General features: G+C 58.5%; 17 protein-coding genes and 1 rRNA gene. 10 read left to right on the top strand and 8 right to left on the bottom strand.

What is annotated here, in order from left to right; genetic code table 11:
• The first annotated feature begins 17 nt into the window (after window positions 1-17).
• Window positions 18-1,052: an aspartate-semialdehyde dehydrogenase gene (asd, locus tag ACZ5C7_RS16745; RefSeq protein ID WP_464377415.1), complete on the top strand. Its 1,035-nt coding sequence runs from the start codon at window positions 18-20 to the stop codon at window positions 1,050-1,052.
• Between the two features lie 98 nt (window positions 1,053-1,150).
• Here asd and ACZ5C7_RS16740 read toward each other — a convergent pair whose 3' ends face one another.
• From ACZ5C7_RS16740 to ACZ5C7_RS16730, 3 genes are all read right to left on the bottom strand, one after another.
• Window positions 1,151-1,579 (bottom strand): universal stress protein, encoded by a 429-nt coding sequence (locus ACZ5C7_RS16740; protein WP_464377414.1) that lies wholly within the window; start codon window positions 1,577-1,579, stop codon window positions 1,151-1,153.
• Between the two features lie 140 nt (window positions 1,580-1,719).
• Complete coding sequence (locus tag ACZ5C7_RS16735) at window positions 1,720-1,977, bottom strand: hypothetical protein (RefSeq protein ID WP_464377413.1); 258 nt, start codon at window positions 1,975-1,977, stop codon at window positions 1,720-1,722.
• A gap of 93 nt (window positions 1,978-2,070) precedes the next feature.
• Window positions 2,071-3,039 (bottom strand): D-2-hydroxyacid dehydrogenase, encoded by a 969-nt coding sequence (locus tag ACZ5C7_RS16730; RefSeq protein WP_464377412.1) that lies wholly within the window; start codon window positions 3,037-3,039, stop codon window positions 2,071-2,073.
• Window positions 3,040-3,192: 153 nt separating this feature from the next.
• Here ACZ5C7_RS16730 and ACZ5C7_RS16725 point away from each other — a divergent pair, with 153 nt between their 5' ends.
• Window positions 3,193-4,563 carry an NAD(P)/FAD-dependent oxidoreductase gene (locus ACZ5C7_RS16725; protein ID WP_464377411.1) on the top strand — a complete coding sequence of 457 codons (1,371 nt, stop codon included), beginning with the start codon at window positions 3,193-3,195 and terminating at the stop codon, window positions 4,561-4,563.
• A 396-nt stretch (window positions 4,564-4,959) separates the two neighbouring features.
• Here the strand turns inward: ACZ5C7_RS16725 and ACZ5C7_RS16720 are convergent, their stop codons facing one another.
• On the bottom strand, window positions 4,960-6,294 hold the full coding sequence (locus ACZ5C7_RS16720) for a metallophosphoesterase (RefSeq protein ID WP_464377410.1): 1,335 nt from the start codon (window positions 6,292-6,294) through the stop codon (window positions 4,960-4,962).
• 572 nt (window positions 6,295-6,866) lie between these two features.
• Here ACZ5C7_RS16720 and ACZ5C7_RS16715 point away from each other — a divergent pair.
• The 3 genes from ACZ5C7_RS16715 (at window position 6,867) to ACZ5C7_RS16705 (ending at window position 8,484) form a co-directional block, all read left to right on the top strand.
• Entirely contained in the window at window positions 6,867-7,754 is an 888-nt protein-coding gene (locus ACZ5C7_RS16715; protein ID WP_464377409.1) for a DUF6159 family protein, read from the top strand.
• A 74-nt stretch (window positions 7,755-7,828) separates the two neighbouring features.
• A complete protein-coding gene (locus tag ACZ5C7_RS16710; RefSeq protein ID WP_464377408.1) occupies window positions 7,829-8,176 on the top strand; it encodes a helix-turn-helix domain-containing protein in 348 nt (115 codons plus the stop codon).
• Window positions 8,173-8,484, top strand: a complete 312-nt coding sequence (locus tag ACZ5C7_RS16705) for a DUF7521 family protein (RefSeq protein ID WP_464377407.1) — start codon at window positions 8,173-8,175, stop codon at window positions 8,482-8,484. The genes ACZ5C7_RS16710 and ACZ5C7_RS16705 overlap by 4 nt, the downstream gene beginning before the upstream one ends.
• Before the next feature lie 368 nt (window positions 8,485-8,852).
• Here the strand turns inward: ACZ5C7_RS16705 and ACZ5C7_RS16700 are convergent, their stop codons facing one another.
• Window positions 8,853-9,455: a metal-dependent hydrolase gene (locus ACZ5C7_RS16700; protein WP_464377406.1), complete on the bottom strand. Its 603-nt coding sequence runs from the start codon at window positions 9,453-9,455 to the stop codon at window positions 8,853-8,855.
• A gap of 129 nt (window positions 9,456-9,584) precedes the next feature.
• On the opposite strand from ACZ5C7_RS16700, the gene ACZ5C7_RS16695 reads away from it, so the two are divergent.
• From ACZ5C7_RS16695 to ACZ5C7_RS16680, 4 genes are all read left to right on the top strand, one after another.
• Entirely contained in the window at window positions 9,585-9,806 is a 222-nt protein-coding gene (locus ACZ5C7_RS16695; protein WP_464377405.1) for a hypothetical protein, read from the top strand.
• 42 nt (window positions 9,807-9,848) lie between these two features.
• Window positions 9,849-11,132, top strand: coding sequence for a histidinol dehydrogenase (hisD, locus tag ACZ5C7_RS16690; RefSeq protein WP_464377404.1), 1,284 nt, complete (start codon window positions 9,849-9,851; stop codon window positions 11,130-11,132).
• A 108-nt stretch (window positions 11,133-11,240) separates the two neighbouring features.
• The gene (locus tag ACZ5C7_RS16685; RefSeq protein ID WP_464377403.1) at window positions 11,241-11,462 is read left to right on the top strand and encodes a hypothetical protein; all 222 of its coding nucleotides are present in this window, start codon (window positions 11,241-11,243) and stop codon (window positions 11,460-11,462) included.
• 69 nt (window positions 11,463-11,531) lie between these two features.
• Complete coding sequence (locus ACZ5C7_RS16680) at window positions 11,532-11,900, top strand: HesB/IscA family protein (RefSeq protein ID WP_464377402.1); 369 nt, start codon at window positions 11,532-11,534, stop codon at window positions 11,898-11,900.
• 99 nt (window positions 11,901-11,999) lie between these two features.
• Here ACZ5C7_RS16680 and ACZ5C7_RS16675 read toward each other — a convergent pair whose 3' ends face one another.
• Complete coding sequence (locus ACZ5C7_RS16675; protein ID WP_464377401.1) at window positions 12,000-12,200, bottom strand: dodecin; 201 nt, start codon at window positions 12,198-12,200, stop codon at window positions 12,000-12,002.
• Between the two features lie 103 nt (window positions 12,201-12,303).
• On the opposite strand from ACZ5C7_RS16675, the gene ACZ5C7_RS16670 reads away from it, so the two are divergent.
• On the top strand, window positions 12,304-13,515 hold the full coding sequence (locus tag ACZ5C7_RS16670; protein WP_464377400.1) for a pyridoxal-phosphate-dependent aminotransferase family protein: 1,212 nt from the start codon (window positions 12,304-12,306) through the stop codon (window positions 13,513-13,515).
• Between the two features lie 18 nt (window positions 13,516-13,533).
• Here the strand turns inward: ACZ5C7_RS16670 and ACZ5C7_RS16665 are convergent, their stop codons facing one another.
• Together ACZ5C7_RS16665 and rrf are read right to left on the bottom strand one after the other, a co-directional pair.
• Window positions 13,534-13,839, bottom strand: coding sequence for a DUF7116 family protein (locus ACZ5C7_RS16665; protein ID WP_464378464.1), 306 nt, complete (start codon window positions 13,837-13,839; stop codon window positions 13,534-13,536).
• Between the two features lie 409 nt (window positions 13,840-14,248).
• Window positions 14,249-14,370: ribosomal RNA gene (rrf, locus tag ACZ5C7_RS16660) — 5S ribosomal RNA — on the bottom strand.
• Window positions 14,371-14,444 lie beyond the last annotated feature (74 nt).

Genomic DNA, 14,444 nt, shown 5'->3' with positions numbered 1-14,444 from the left:
AACCTGAGGTGCGGAAAATGACTGTACGTGTCGGAATTCTCGGTGCAACCGGCGCCGTCGGACAGCGATTGATTCAGCTTCTCGATCCCCACCCATCCTTCGAAATCGCGGCGTTGACCGCAAGCGCGTCGAGTGCGGGCCGGACCTACCGTGACGCCGCGAAGTGGCGCGTCGACTCGCCGATTCCTGCTGACGTCGCGGATATGACCGTCACTGGGACCGACCCGAGCGAGATTCCCGACGATATCGACCTCGTGTTCTCGTCTTTGCCCTCGAGCGTCGGTGCCGAAGTCGAACCGGAGTTCTGTACGGCGGGCTACGTCCTCTCTTCGAACTCCTCGAACGGACGGATGGATCCGGACGTTCCGCTGGTGATCCCAGAAGTCAACGCAGAACACGTTGATCTCCTCGAAGTCCAGCGCGAGGAACGAGGCTGGGACGGTGCGCTGCTCAAGAACCCGAACTGCTCGACGATCACTTTCGTCCCGACGCTTGCGGCTCTCGCACAGTTCGGCCTCGAGAAAGTTCACGTCTCGACTCTGCAGGCGGTTTCGGGAGCGGGCTACGACGGTGTGACGTCGATGGAGATCATCGACAACGCGATCCCTCACATCGGAAGCGAAGAAGACAAACTCGAGACCGAGTCGCGGAAACTGCTCGGCGAGTTCGACGGCGCCGAACTCTCGAACAACAGCGTCGAGGTCGCAGCCTCGTGTAACCGAATCCCGACTATCGACGGCCACCTCGAGAACGTCTGGGTCGAAACGGAGAAGGATATTACGGCCGAAGACGCCGCAGAGGCGATGGAAGCGTATCCCTCGCTGGACCTTCGATCCTCGCCAGATCAGCTTATCCACGTCTTCGAGGAACCCGACCGACCACAGCCCCGAATGGACCGCACTCTCGGTGGCGGTATGGCCATCGCCGCGGGCGGTATCCGCGAGTCGCCGTTCGGCCTGCAATACAACTGTCTTGCACACAACACTATCCGCGGTGCCGCCGGAGCGAGCGTGCTCAACGGCGAACTGCTGCTCGAGAACGGCTACCTATAACGAACCACGACATTTTGACAGGCTGGGAGGACGCATATCTGGATCGTGTCCGCCGGTTAGGTGACCCGACGGACAACGATACTCACACGTCCTGAGACCTACGTTTGCTGTGGGAGCGAAACGACGGGAACGGACGCCTCCCTGATAAGTCGTCGAGCGACATCTCCCGTAAGGAGCTCCGTGAGACGGTTTCCGCTTCGAGGAATGAAAGCGATCGCATCGGCGTTTTTCTCCTGTGCGCCGTCGAACACCGTCTCGACGACATCAGTTCCGTAGAGAACGTCCGTCTCGATGTCGACCGGGGCGTTCGCGAGGGAGTCGCGGGCCGCATCGAAGATGTCCTCGGCGTACTCCTCGCGTTGGCCCATCGGTGCCTTGTCGATCCCGCCGCCCGCCTTCTCGATCACGTTCACGAGCGCAACTGTTGCGGTCGGCTCGAGGCGCGGAGCGAGTGCGCTTGCAGTCCGTTCGGCGTCTTCGGGGTCCGCCAACGGCACCACGATCGTTCCCTCGAACGTCAGCGTCATCGGTTTCCCTCGCCGAACTGGACTAGTTGGGTCGTGAAATACTGGACTGATGGGTCGACCTGTCGACTACTCATTAGGGAGGAGTTCGTCCTAGACGATTATAAAAGCAATCGGGCGGAAGGAGTGATCGAACAGTCGGATTACTCCTCGCTGCTGAGGTCGGCATCGACACGAAGTTCGGAATCGGTTACCGTCGCGACGTTATCTGCCGGAACTTTGATATCGTCCTCGCCCGCTTTACCGAATCCGAGGCTCTGGACCCACGCGTTCGTGAGTTTCGGCTCGGGATCGACGTACGCGAACTGTTCGATCGCATCGACCTCCGTAACGATACCGATCTGTTCGCCGCGGATATCCATGAGGAACTTGCCTTCGTCTTCCGTCGAGAGGACCGTCATATTCGTCGTACTGTTTCGTCTATGTTAGTAAATACATTGTGGAGTCGTATGTAGAAGATTTCTCTCCGTTCCGGCCGTTAGACCGTCTCGAGGTTACAAGGTGATCGTATTCTCGAGTTCGACGTCCCATCCGGACTCCGCAATTTGCGTCGCGTTCGTCGCGACGATTTCCGCGAGCCGTTCGTAGTATTTAGGGGTGTGTCCGGCGTTGTGCGGCGTGATATGAACGTTTCCGAGGTTCCACAGCGGGTGGTCTTCGGGAAGCGGCTCCGGGTCCGTCACGTCGAGCGACGCACCTCGAATCCAACTCGAGCGTAGCGCATCCACGAGGTCGTCCGTCTCGATGACGGGTCCGCGCGCGACGTTTACGATGACTGCATCGGGATCGAGAGTGACGAATTCGTCGTGACCGATCAGCCCTCGCGTGTCGTCGGTGAGCGGACACGCCAACACCAGATAATCAGTCTCGGAGAGTGCTTCGTGGAAGGCCTCCGTTCCGAACCCGATCACGTCGTCGGTCGGCCCGCCTTTCTCGGGCGAGTATCGAACGCCGACCGTGTCGACGTCGAAGGGCTCGAGCCGTCGGCAGACGGCCTCCCCGATCGCACCGAGACCGACGATAGTTACCGTCGAACCCCGGAGTTCGTGGACCTGGTAGTGTCGCCACTCCCGTCGTCGTTGGCGGCGCTCGCCTTCGTGGAACCGCCGCGTGAAGTACAGTATCGAAGCGAGTACGTGCTCGCCGATGTTTGGGCCGTGAACGCCCGAGGCGTTGGTCACCGTGACGCCCCGCTCTCGGAGCTCCTCGAGCGGGAGATGGCCCGTCCCCGCGTACGCGCAGGCGAACACCTCGAGATTTTCAGCGTGTTCTAGTAGTTCCGAGTCGAGCGTCATTCCGGTGACGAACCTCGCGTCGCGGATCTTCTCCCGCTCCGCCGCCGGTGTTCGAGCGAGTTCGACGGTTCGATTTGGGAGGCGGTCACGCAGCGACTCAACGTATTGCTCGACGGGCATGCCGTGTGTTCCTCGTCGAAGAACGAGAACGTCGAATTCGTCGGCCATGTCCGTGCTGTTGGGTGGTATCCTCAAAAACGTTCGTTACGTCCACTCAATCTCGATCACGTTGATCGGATGCGTTGTCAGCAAGCCTGAACCACACGATAGCAGATACGAATTTCAGGCAGTTTAATATGGCTCGCTGAGTCCGAACGGAATATGGAACACGTCGACGTCGCGATTATCGGTGGTGGTCCCGCTGGTGCGACCGCGGCCGAGCGGGCCGCCTCCCACGACGCGGAGACCGTCCTGTTCGAACAGGGAGTCCCACGAGAGGACCGTACGGAAGCTGGTCCCGATTCGACCGACGCCGCTGGGATGCTCGATTACTGGATCGATATCATGGACTTCGAGTTCGAGGAGATTCCGGACGAGGTCGTCCACCGAGAACTCGAGGGAACCGACTTCGTCGGCCCCAGTTCGTCCGTCAAGTTGAACACGACCGGGATGGACGCCACCTATCCGAAGTTCGGCTACACCTTCCATCGCGCTCGAATGGACGACTGGCTTCACGAACGCGCCATCGATGCCGGTGCGGACCTTCGCGTCGGGACCAGCGTCAAATCGGTCGACACTGATCTTTCCGGTCCATCGCATACGCTGACGCTCTCGAGCGGCGACGAGGTCGAAGCCGAATACGTCGTTCTCGCCGACGGTCCACAGCGGCGGGTGACTCTCGACGCGCTCGATCAGTTCACGAAACCCGGCTCGAGTATTTCCGAACAGCTCTCGCCGCCCGAGGCGAACCACATCGCCTATCAGGAGTACCGGGAGTTTCCCGAGGAACTGTTCGAAGAAGACCGGCTCAAATTCTGGTGGGGCTACATGCCCGGCGAGACTGCGTACCCGTGGGTCTTCCCGAACGACGGAACGGTCGCTCGCGTCGGGCTCACGATGCCGATTGGGATGACTCTCGATGACGTCGACAATCCCGAATCGTACAAGCTTCTGAAGGCGACCGACGACGGCATCCCGTCCGGCTCGGAGTACATTCGCCGACTACTCGAACTCGAGTACGGCGACGAGTACGATATCGAGGAGGATTTCCCGATCGTCGAAGATCGAGGCAAGTCCAACGGAACCGAAACGTATCCGATTTCCTCGACTCGTCCGGTCGAGTCGCCCGTCGGCGCGAACATCGCCGTCGCGGGCGGTGCGATGGGAACGACCTCGGCGTTCCACGAAGGCGGGTACCACGTCGCGGTCCGCACCGGGAAAATCGCGGGCCGACTCGCCGCGACGGACTCGCTCGCGAACTACAACGACGTCTGGAAACGGGCGATCGGCGACGAAATCCGCCGAAACGTCGCGTTTGCCGATATCGTCGCCGACTACGAACCGGACGACTGGGATTGGGCGTTCGAAACGGTACGCGACATGCAGGGCTCGAACGACGGTGATTCGATCATTTCGAAGAAGTACTCCGCCGGAATCGGTGCGGCGAAGATCCTTGCGGCGTACAAAAAGCGGAAGTTCGCGTACCGGAACGGGAACTACGTCCAGTTTAGCGAAGACGAGTACATCTACTAAGTTCGATTCGTTTTAGCGAGCGGTGCTGGGTACGACAGTTCGATCCGCTGAGGGCATATCCATTCTTTCTTGGGCCACGCAACAGCCTTTAAACGCACGCGACGCTACTATCGGATGCGTGCCTCAAGTCCCCGTCCGAGCTTACCCATTCGGGTGCGATGATAGAACGGCGAACCCGGGCACGCGACACACGTTGGTGGTGCGTTTCACCACCGGTCTGGCGGTCCCAAACCGCCGCACGGATGGTGAGGCCGTTTAACTCACCCGCCCGGCACGAGGGTTAGCCAGCCGACGCGGCATGCCGCCACGGGATGAGGCTGGACGTTAGTGTTCCGGGTGACACTATTCATACCAAAGACGCTCCGAGAATGACTGGCCGGCCGTTCGTTGGCGAGATTACTCCGCCAGCTCCGGCGTCGAAACTTCCGGACCGTCCTCGAGGACCGCCTGGTCCGGTAATTCGGGGTTCGGCTCTCGGCCGAGCGTAAGCAGTCGTTCGGTGAGCGTGAGTTCCTCCGCGCTGGGGCTCGGTTTCTCGATGGCCTCGTGTTCGACGACGACGCCATCCGACTCGGCGGCGATCCGAACCGCACAGAGCTGGTACGACGGATAAAACACCGGCGGGAGAAGTCCCGTAACGCCGTCTCGACGGTGGAGTCGCTTCAACCACGTCCCCGTATTGACGAGCAACCCGCCATCGATCTCTCGGACATCGGGACGGTGGGTGTGTCCGTAACAGAAGATCGTCGTTTCCGGATCGTCGTCGAAGACATCTCGAGCGGCCTCCTCGTACGATGCGACGGGATCGATCGTCATCTCCGTATCTAGAATCCCGAATCGATCGATGGTCTTCTTGAGATCTCGCTGCAGGACGTACAGCGGAATCCCGACCAGGAGCAACAAGCCGGTGACGACGATGTTGATCGCGAGCAGGTACCACGCCGCCGTCCCGGCGGTACCGAACTGGCCGAGAAATGCGGTCGCTTCCTCCACCGGCGTCGACCAGACACCGGCGAGATCGAGACCTGCGAGGATCGCCAATATCGCACTGACGTTGAACAACAGGAGAAACGGAACCATCGCGTACCGGATAAGCGGGTTCATCTCGCGGTAGAAGTACTTCGAGATGAGCCAGATGGGCATCCACTCGGTCGGCGTGACAGCTTGGACATCCTTCAACCAGTTATACCGTCCTCGGTCGGACACCTGGCCGGCGCGGCTCGTCACGAGCGTGTTGTAATAGTATCCGAGCGGCGACGCATGCGGATTTCCCCAGTCTTCGATCCGATTGTTCGGATCCTGTTGGTGTCCGTGTTCGAAGTGTATCGCTTGCTCTCCGACGGGTCGGTTGATCGATTGGTCCTGAACGAGGTCGATATTATATTCGGCGAGCCGACCGACGTATTCGTCGTAGGCGGCCAGTTCGTGGTCGTGGTTTCCGGGCAACAGCGTGATCGGCGTGTTCTCGCCGGTCGCACGAAACTGTTCGAATAGCTCCGGATACGCCTCCTTCAGTGCGTCGAACTTTTCGATCCCCTCGATGCGAGTGAACTCCCAGAGACCGAACGCGTCGCCGTTGATGATCAACTCGGCGTTCTCGTCGGTCCGCTCGAGGCGTTCGAGAAAGGAAAGAAGCTCGTCGAGAAACGCGGCCTCCTCGAGTTGCTCGTCGCCGCCGAGATGAATGTCGCTGATAACGTAGTAGACGCGATCGTCGCCATCGTCGACCATGAGACGACGGTTTCGGGGCTCCCGTTAAAAATATTCGCACCTAGGGACGCGCGCAGTAGTCGAGTGTTACGGTCTTGAATGTGGATAGTTTCGTCTCCGTTGGAAGGATCGGAGAACACGATCAGTACGCCCCAAATGCCAGGAATACGTCATGTTGTCCACACATCAGGGTTCGAATGCAGAGGGTACCGATGACAGAGATCCGACGGCAGCTTTGTACGACATCGCCCGCGACGATTGATACAGTCTGGTGTAACGGGTATCGGAGACCGCAGAACGGGTCTCAGTCGCCCCGAAAATGACCCACAGCAGACCGTATGAGTCGGTTCTGTTGGTGGCCGTCTTGGCAAGCGTGTTCAGCGAATCCAACCCCGACGACGGAAATAGCGGGTCAGTTTCTGACCGACTCGACGACCGTCGACGTGGAAACGAGCGACGAGCGGAACGGGCGGCTGGCGATGCGGACGACCGAGAGAATTCCTCGAGGCGGGGTCGAATGTGCTACTCGAGCGGAGTTTCCGGGCCAGAAACTATTACTGCGTATTGATAAGCTGTTAGCACCAAATTCACTCATGGGATATTTCAGCCGCCTCAAGACTGGCTTCGTCCTGTCGATTGCCAGCCTTCGAGTACTTCGATCGCACCCGAAGCTCGCGTTGTACCCGCTCGTGAGCGGAATCGCATCGGCCGTGTTCGTGGCTGCACTACTCGGACCGCTCTTTCTGGCCAGCGAGCTGTCGCTGGGTGGCATCGAAATCGTGGTGTTGTTCGTCGTCTATTTCGGTACGACATATATCACCGCACTGTTCAACGCCGGTCTGGTCTACTCCGTCGGGGAGGTTTTCCACGGAAACGACCCACATATCGATGAGGGATTGCGAGCCGCCTCGAGAAAATCGGGAACGCTGCTCATCTGGTCGTTCGTGAGCGCAGTCGTCGGTATCTTCATCCAGGCACTCGAGTCCCGCGGCGGAATCGGTGCGCAGATCGCCGCGATGATCTTCAGCGTCGGCTGGGCCGTCGCAACGTTCTTCGTCATTCCAGTTATCGTCTTCCAGGACGACGTGACTGCGACATCGATGTTCACCGAGAGCGCCTCGACGTTCAAAGAGACCTGGGGGGAAACCGTCGGTACCAAGGTTGGTCTGGGAATTATCCCCGCACTCATCATGATTCCCGGGGTCATCCTGGCAGTCGGGATTCTCGTTGCTTCCCAGGGCCTTGCAATGGTCGTAGTCGCTTTGGCCGTCGCCATTTCGGCTGGCGTTCTCTCGATGCTCGTCGGCGGTGTCATCACCGGCGTTGCGAAGACGGCACTCTACGTGTACGCGACCGAAGATATCAAACCGGAGGAGTTCAACCAGTTCAATTTCGATTCGATGTTCGAATCGGCAGGTGGAGACACAGAAGACAAATCACGGGGTTCAGGCGGCATGCAAGGAACTAAACGTGGAATTTAGCTCGTTTAGGAGGATTTTCTGAAGTAGAAAAACCGGACTCCTTTTCATATCAGTCCCGAAACGATATATTACCAGTGAGTGAGGACTGCGACCTGACGGAATTGCTCGCTGTTCTCGACGACGAGTACGCACGAGCGATCCTCACCGAAACGAGCGTCGAACCCATGTCAGCCAGTACATTGAGCGACCGGTGTGACGCTTCTTTGCCGACGATTTATCGTCGGCTCGATCGGCTCACGGAGTGTCAGCTCATCACCGAAGAAACAGAACTTGCACAGGACGGAAACCACTACAGCGTCTATTCGGCAAACCTCGACAGCCTCGAACTTTCACTGGAGGAGGGCGAGTTTTCCCTCGATCTCTCCTATCGCGATCGGGACGTCGCGGATAAATTCACGCGGATGTGGGAGGGGATGCGATGAGCCAGAACGTTGTCAGACTCGACGAGGCTCCCTTGTTCGAGATACTGACCGTCGCGAGTCTGTTCCTCGTCGCGCTCGTTGGAACGGTCATCGCCTACCAAGCGTTCCGAGGGTACAGACGGAACGACAGCACGTCGATGCTGTATCTTTCAATCGGACTCCTATTGCTGACACTGTTTCCGTTCCTGATTAATGTCTTCATCACGACGGTTATCAGTCCGTCGCAGGTCGTCACCGTGTTCTTCGAGAACACGAGCCGGTTGCTCGGATTGTTGTCCATCATGTATTCACTATACGGGCGACACTGACGCGGCCAACCGAGCTCTGGCATGGGTTTGATTGAGCGTTCTGAAAGAGGAAACACACCTCAAACGAACAGCCTCGGTGAAATCGCCGACAGTCTCGAACTATTCTACCGTACCCGAGTCGTCACTGAAATTCAGATGGAGTCGACGGAGTATGAGTGGGGCTCGGTTGGGAATCGTCGACTGTCAGAGGTGATTGTCAGAGGCACCTCCCAACCGAGTCGATGATCGAGGAGCACGGTCCTTCAGAGCCGGACATCGCGTCCTCACTCGAGGATTGACTCAGGTAATAGTAACCCCACAACACGATTTTCTGGCTGAGAAAACGCTCTCGATTACCAGTTATAAATCGCTTGGAAGCGTGCGTTCGTTTACCCCTTCATACGTCCGACGAGACCTGTACACACCTTAAGGCCACCAACGGCGAATTCTCGAACTACCGGTGCGCCGTCGTACAGCCAGAGCAACCCGGCAAACACGCCAAGTCCGAGTTGAGCCCAAAGATACGCCGACGGATCGCTCGAGAATAGCTCCGCCCGATACTGGTCGAACAGTATCGAAAACTGCTCGAGAAATCCGTGACCGTGCCCGCCGTCTTGGACAGTTACGACCGGCCACAGCATCAACTCGTAGTGAACGATATCTTCACGAACGTACGCGTCAAGCACGTCCGACGGTAAATGAAGGAGGTAGGCCAGTCCGAACGCGATCCCGGTTCGAGGACGCCCCACCGACCGTGTCCCGAATCCGACGACTATCGCGAGTGGAACCGCAAAAAATATCGAGTGACCGATAGCGTACCCCGCCTCGAACACGCCGAACTCCCACGAGAGTGGCTTGTCGATAAGGTCCGGTAAAACGGATCCAAAGACGGCCGCGAACGCCTCGAGCCCGCTCGGCGAGTCGCGATAATAGGCGTGACAGAAGAGCGAATACGCCACGTACCCGACAATTGCGTGTTCCCAGGGCCACATAGGGGATGGAAGCGGCGAGTCAGGATTAGTTATGCATCGCCTGTCAGCCGAAGGCAGTCACTGACGAACGTGAGCCATCGCTCGTGAGCTTTCGATACGACTTTGCGGAACCGACTTAGATAGTGGCGCATGGACCGTTCGGGCTTCGTCAAGCTCTCCGTCATCGCGTTCGGACTCGTCATCTTCAGTTTCTTCGTCCGCGGATTCAGCCAGCTGCTTTTCGGTCGCGGAATCGCCGAAATGCTTCAGGCTCCGATTGCCGTCATCGGGTTTTCGCTTCTCGTGTACCTGTTCATCCGTGCGACGCTCGACGCAGCGGGGCTCTGGGCCGTCGATAATGGTGACGCATAGCGGAAGGAAACCGTTTTTCGCGATGCCCACATTAACACCGGTATGAGTATTCAAGAGCGGGAGGTCTCCGAACTCGGACCCGGCGAGCGCGTCGCCTTTTTCGACCGCGACGCGGGTGTTGAATCCGTCCGTTCGGACGTCCGAGAAATCGTCGAACGGGTGGGAGAAGAAGGTGATGTCGCCGTTCGCGAGTTCACCGAGCAGTTCGACGACGTTTCGGTCGGAAACCTCGAGATTACGGACCAATGTGAACGTGCGTACGACGACCTCGACGACGAGCTACTCGAGGCGATCGAAACCGCCGCCGACAACATCCGGGAGTTTCACGAGGCACAACTCCCCGAAGACTGGCGCGAGTCCTTCGACGACGGACGAGAACTCGGCAGACGATTCCGTCCGATCGACCGCGTCGGCGTGTACGTTCCCGGCGGGAGCGCAGCCTACCCCTCGAGTGCGATCATGGGTATCGTTCCGGCCGTCGTCGCCGGTGTCGACCACGTCTCGGTCGTGACGCCGCCAGCGGAGCAGATCAGTCCGGTAACACTTGCAGCGATCCACGCCGCGGGTGCGGACGCCGTCTACAGCGTGGGCGGTGCGCAGGGAATCGCAGCGCTGGCCTACGGCACCGAGTCGGTTACCCGCGTCCAGAAAATCGTCGGCCCCGGTAATCAGTGGGTCACGGCGGCGAAAGCCGAAGTCCGCGGCGATGTCGCGATCGATTTCTTGGCCGGACCCAGCGAAGTCGTCGTCGTCGCGGACGACACTGCCGACCCGCAGTTCGTCGCATCGGAACTAATCGCCCAAGCCGAACACGACGCCAACGCATCGGTCGTTGCGATCACCGATGACGGGGCGACCGCAGAAGCCGTCACCGAAGCACTCGAGAGTCAAGCGGGCGAGCGCGAGCGCGAAGAAACGGTTCGATCCGCGCTCTCGAACGACGCGAGCGGCGTACTGCTCGCACGATCGATGAGCGAAGCGATTCTGTTCACCGAAGCGTACGCCCCCGAACACCTCTCGATTATCGCCGAGGACGACGAGGAACTCCTCGAGCGGATCGACAGCGCCGGAAGCGTTTTTCTCGGATCGCACACCCCAGTTGCCGCGGGGGATTACGCTAGCGGGACGAATCACGTTCTGCCGACCAACGGCGGCGCGCGCGTGACCGGCGGACTCTCGGTCGAAACGTTCCTTCGATCGACAACCGTCCAACGACTCTCAGAAACCGGACTCGAGAATCTCGGAAAAACGATTACGACACTGGCGACGGCAGAAGGGCTGGAGGCCCACGCCGAAAGCGTCCGGATGCGACTTGATCACAATTGATCTTTCAAAACAATCTTTAGGGTTTCTCCGCTGGTGAGCTGACGGGCTCTCACCCTGAGAATAGCAGGTACTGGTTTTACGTGGGTGAATAATGGAGTCGAAGACGAGATGCAACCGGACGTCGTCGATCCGACCGATCGGCGCGTGCTTGAGCGAAACTACGATTACGCCCAGAAGAATCTCTGGATTCTCTCGATGTGGTACGAGTACGATGTCGAACGAATGGTCGAACTGCTGGCGGTCAACGGCATCCAGCTATCACCGAACGACAAAAAACGGTTCGGGGAGTATTACAACGCCGTTCAGTCGGATTTTAACGAGACAATTTGATTCCACACCCGAATCGAGAGCTACCCGAATGGCGTCAACGTTAACATCGTTGCGCGGGAATGGTAGTATATGAGCACCGAAAGCATGGATGGTGGGGACGCGCGACCCCAGATCGAGGTTACCGAGAACGCCGCAGAGCAGGCTCGCTCACTGCTCGATGGAGAGGGATTAGATGATGACATCGCCGGACTGCGGTTGTTCGTCCAACAAGGTGGCTGTGCAGGGCTCTCCTACGGAATGCGGTTCGACGACGAACCCGAGGACGACGACACGATATACGAACACCACGACCTTCGGGTCTTCGTCGACCCGGCAAGCCTGAAATATATCGAAGGAAGCGTTCTCGACTTCGAAAGCGGGCTCCAAGCAGAAGGATTTCACGTCGAGAATCCAAACGTCGTCAGCGAATGTGGCTGTGGCGAATCGTTCCGAACGTAAGTCGCTTCTCGACCGCTGATTTGTCGGATATCTCCTTCTCGATCTCCCTTCCAACGTGTGGAAAACAGTTTCTGTCTTTCACCAAACGGGTGTCAAACACTACTCCTCGAGTTCGAACGCGACCGTTACTTCAGCCTGATACTCTCGGCCTTCAGTATTTGCGATTTCGACACCGAGCTCGTCGACCTCGATCCAGTACACGTTCTGGAGCGTGTCTTCGGCGCGGTCAATAGCATCGTCTGCCGCTGCATCGAAGCTTTCGGTACTCGTTCCGATCAGCGTGATTTTCTTGAAGACCATTGCCTGTGCTACTAAGACACAATATCCCTTAAACGTACGCCGATGCGAATCGGTCGCTGCCGGTGAGTCAATGTTTTTGAGGGTTCCGACTCCACGTTCAAGCATGCCTACTACTGATGAGTCACATTCGAACCCAGAAGTCGGAGAACTCACCCCACCGAATCGAACGCTGATGGGGCCGGGACCGAGCGATGCCAACCCGCGCGTGCTCCAGGCGATGAGCACACCGCTCGTCGGACACCTCGATCCGTCGTTCGTCGAAATTATGGACGAAGTTCAGGAATTACTGCGATACACCTTCCGGACAGACAATAAGTGGACGATACCCGTCTCGGGAACCGGCTCGGCGTCGATGGAAGCCGCGATCGGAAACCTCGTCGAACCGGGCGATACGATGCTCGTTCCGACGAACGGCTACTTCGGCGGCCGGATGGCGTCGATGGCTCGTCGCGCCGGCGGAACCGTCGTCGAAGTCGATGCACCTTGGGGAGAACCACTCGAGCCGAGTGCAGTCGACGACGCGCTCGCAGAACACGACCCAGACATTTTCGGATTCGTCCACGCAGAGACGAGTACGGGCGTCCTCCAGCCTGACGTTCCCACACTCACGACCGCCGCACACGATCACGACGCGCTCGTGATCGCAGACACCGTTACCTCGATCGGCGGCGTCGAGCTCCGTGTCGACGAGTGGGACATCGACGTCGCCTACGCTGGTCCGCAAAAGTGTCTCTCCTGTCCGCCCGGTGCGAGTCCCCTCACGCTCTCCGACGAAGCGATGGACAAGGTCCTCTCGCGCGAGAAGGAGCCCCGATCTTGGTACCTCGACCTCTCTTTGCTCGAGGGCTACTGGGGTGAGGAACGCTCGTACCACCATACCGCGCCGATTACTAACGTCTACGCGCTTCGGGAAGCCCTTCGTCTCGTCGCCGAGGAGGGAATCGAAGCCCGCTGGGCGCGCCACGAACGCCTCGCCGGCGCACTGAAAGCCGGCGTCGAAGGCATGGGTCTCGAGATGAACGCTCCCGACGAATACTGGCTCCCGAGTCTAAACGCGGTCCGCGTCCCCGATGGAATCGATGACGGAGCCGTCTGTGACGCCCTACTCGAACAGTACGATCTCGAGATTGCCGGCGGGCTCGGTGATCTCTCTGGTGACATCTTCCGTATCGGCTGTATGGGTCACTCAGCACGCGCGAAAAACGTGATCTTCACGGTGACCGCACTTGGTGACATCCTCGAGTCCATGGGTGCCGACGTCGATCCAGGAACAGGAGTTACTGCGACGCGGCGCGCTCTCGACGAAACCGAATAATCAGAAAACAGTGCCGAACTACGCTGTTGCGCGTGGTCCCGGCGGGGCTCGTTCGACCTGATACTCGTCTCCGTCGACGACGATAATCGCCCACTCGTAGTCTGGGCTTGTCTGGTTGAGTCGTCTCTCGAGTTCATCTACATCGCTTGGTTGTGCGACGAAACAGTGGAATTCTCCCGATTCGTTCGGAAGGGTTCCCGTCTCGAGGACTGTACTGACGTGGACGACTTTCCATTCTCGCTGGGCTCGAAACTCGGGGCCGTCTCCTTCGACAGTGTATCCGAGCTCTGCGAAGATCGACCTGGCCTGCTCGACGAGTTGCATGTTAACAGGTCCCATTCACTAAACGGATACGACGGCACCCGTGATAAAGGTTGGTCTATCCGACAAACTCGCCAGTAGTAGTGGACGAGTATAGCCTAGTTTGTGCTAAAATAGTGGGATAGCCAATGTAATTAGTATATCAGTGGCTGATCTGCCCCGATTAAGCAATAGAATATGGGGTTGTGATTTGTACTTGTCGCAGCCCTTCGTTCGAGATCGTACTCAAGTTCTCCGACACGGTGTCCATTCGGTATGGGCGGCTTTCCGCTAATTAGAGAGATCGCTGTCGAAAACTACTGAGATGGCTGTCGTGGGAACGAGGATCACGGAGCTACCGCTGCTCGAGTGTAAATAAAAAAGAGAGCCAACCACGTTGGATGACTCTCTTTGGTGTGTGATAAAGTATGAGTGAAGGCGGCGAATCGGGTTTCCCAGAGGGTCTCCCACTCCAGTACTCACCGAAACGCAGGCGGGCTTATCTTCCGTGTTCGGGATGGGTACGGGAGGAACCCCGCCGCTATGGCCGCCGTAACGCCGAGCTACGGATTCGAACCGCCACACACGCTCCATTGAGCGTGTGACTCCAGTCTCGGTATACGGTGCCG

It is taken from the genome of Halostagnicola alkaliphila (assembly GCF_055379965.1).
The sequence above is the reverse complement of the archived record's forward strand: the minus strand, read 5'-3'. Positions and strand labels throughout refer to the sequence as shown.

What these genes read in the sequence shown, in the direction of transcription:
- asd (WP_464377415.1), top strand. Translation starts at nt 18, where the DNA reads ATGACTGTACGTGTCGGAATTCTCGGTGCAACCGGCGCCGTCGGACAG.
- ACZ5C7_RS16740 (WP_464377414.1), bottom strand. Translation starts at nt 1,579, where the DNA reads ATGACGCTGACGTTCGAGGGAACGATCGTGGTGCCGTTGGCGGACCCC.
- ACZ5C7_RS16735 (WP_464377413.1), bottom strand. Translation starts at nt 1,977, where the DNA reads ATGACGGTCCTCTCGACGGAAGACGAAGGCAAGTTCCTCATGGATATC.
- ACZ5C7_RS16730 (WP_464377412.1), bottom strand. Translation starts at nt 3,039, where the DNA reads ATGGCCGACGAATTCGACGTTCTCGTTCTTCGACGAGGAACACACGGC.
- ACZ5C7_RS16725 (WP_464377411.1), top strand. Translation starts at nt 3,193, where the DNA reads ATGGAACACGTCGACGTCGCGATTATCGGTGGTGGTCCCGCTGGTGCG.
- ACZ5C7_RS16720 (WP_464377410.1), bottom strand. Translation starts at nt 6,294, where the DNA reads ATGGTCGACGATGGCGACGATCGCGTCTACTACGTTATCAGCGACATT.
- ACZ5C7_RS16715 (WP_464377409.1), top strand. Translation starts at nt 6,867, where the DNA reads ATGGGATATTTCAGCCGCCTCAAGACTGGCTTCGTCCTGTCGATTGCC.
- ACZ5C7_RS16705 (WP_464377407.1), top strand. Translation starts at nt 8,173, where the DNA reads ATGAGCCAGAACGTTGTCAGACTCGACGAGGCTCCCTTGTTCGAGATA.
- ACZ5C7_RS16700 (WP_464377406.1), bottom strand. Translation starts at nt 9,455, where the DNA reads ATGTGGCCCTGGGAACACGCAATTGTCGGGTACGTGGCGTATTCGCTC.
- ACZ5C7_RS16695 (WP_464377405.1), top strand. Translation starts at nt 9,585, where the DNA reads ATGGACCGTTCGGGCTTCGTCAAGCTCTCCGTCATCGCGTTCGGACTC.
- hisD (WP_464377404.1), top strand. Translation starts at nt 9,849, where the DNA reads ATGAGTATTCAAGAGCGGGAGGTCTCCGAACTCGGACCCGGCGAGCGC.
- ACZ5C7_RS16685 (WP_464377403.1), top strand. Translation starts at nt 11,241, where the DNA reads ATGCAACCGGACGTCGTCGATCCGACCGATCGGCGCGTGCTTGAGCGA.
- ACZ5C7_RS16680 (WP_464377402.1), top strand. Translation starts at nt 11,532, where the DNA reads ATGAGCACCGAAAGCATGGATGGTGGGGACGCGCGACCCCAGATCGAG.
- ACZ5C7_RS16675 (WP_464377401.1), bottom strand. Translation starts at nt 12,200, where the DNA reads ATGGTCTTCAAGAAAATCACGCTGATCGGAACGAGTACCGAAAGCTTC.
- ACZ5C7_RS16670 (WP_464377400.1), top strand. Translation starts at nt 12,304, where the DNA reads ATGCCTACTACTGATGAGTCACATTCGAACCCAGAAGTCGGAGAACTC.
- ACZ5C7_RS16665 (WP_464378464.1), bottom strand. Translation starts at nt 13,839, where the DNA reads ATGCAACTCGTCGAGCAGGCCAGGTCGATCTTCGCAGAGCTCGGATAC.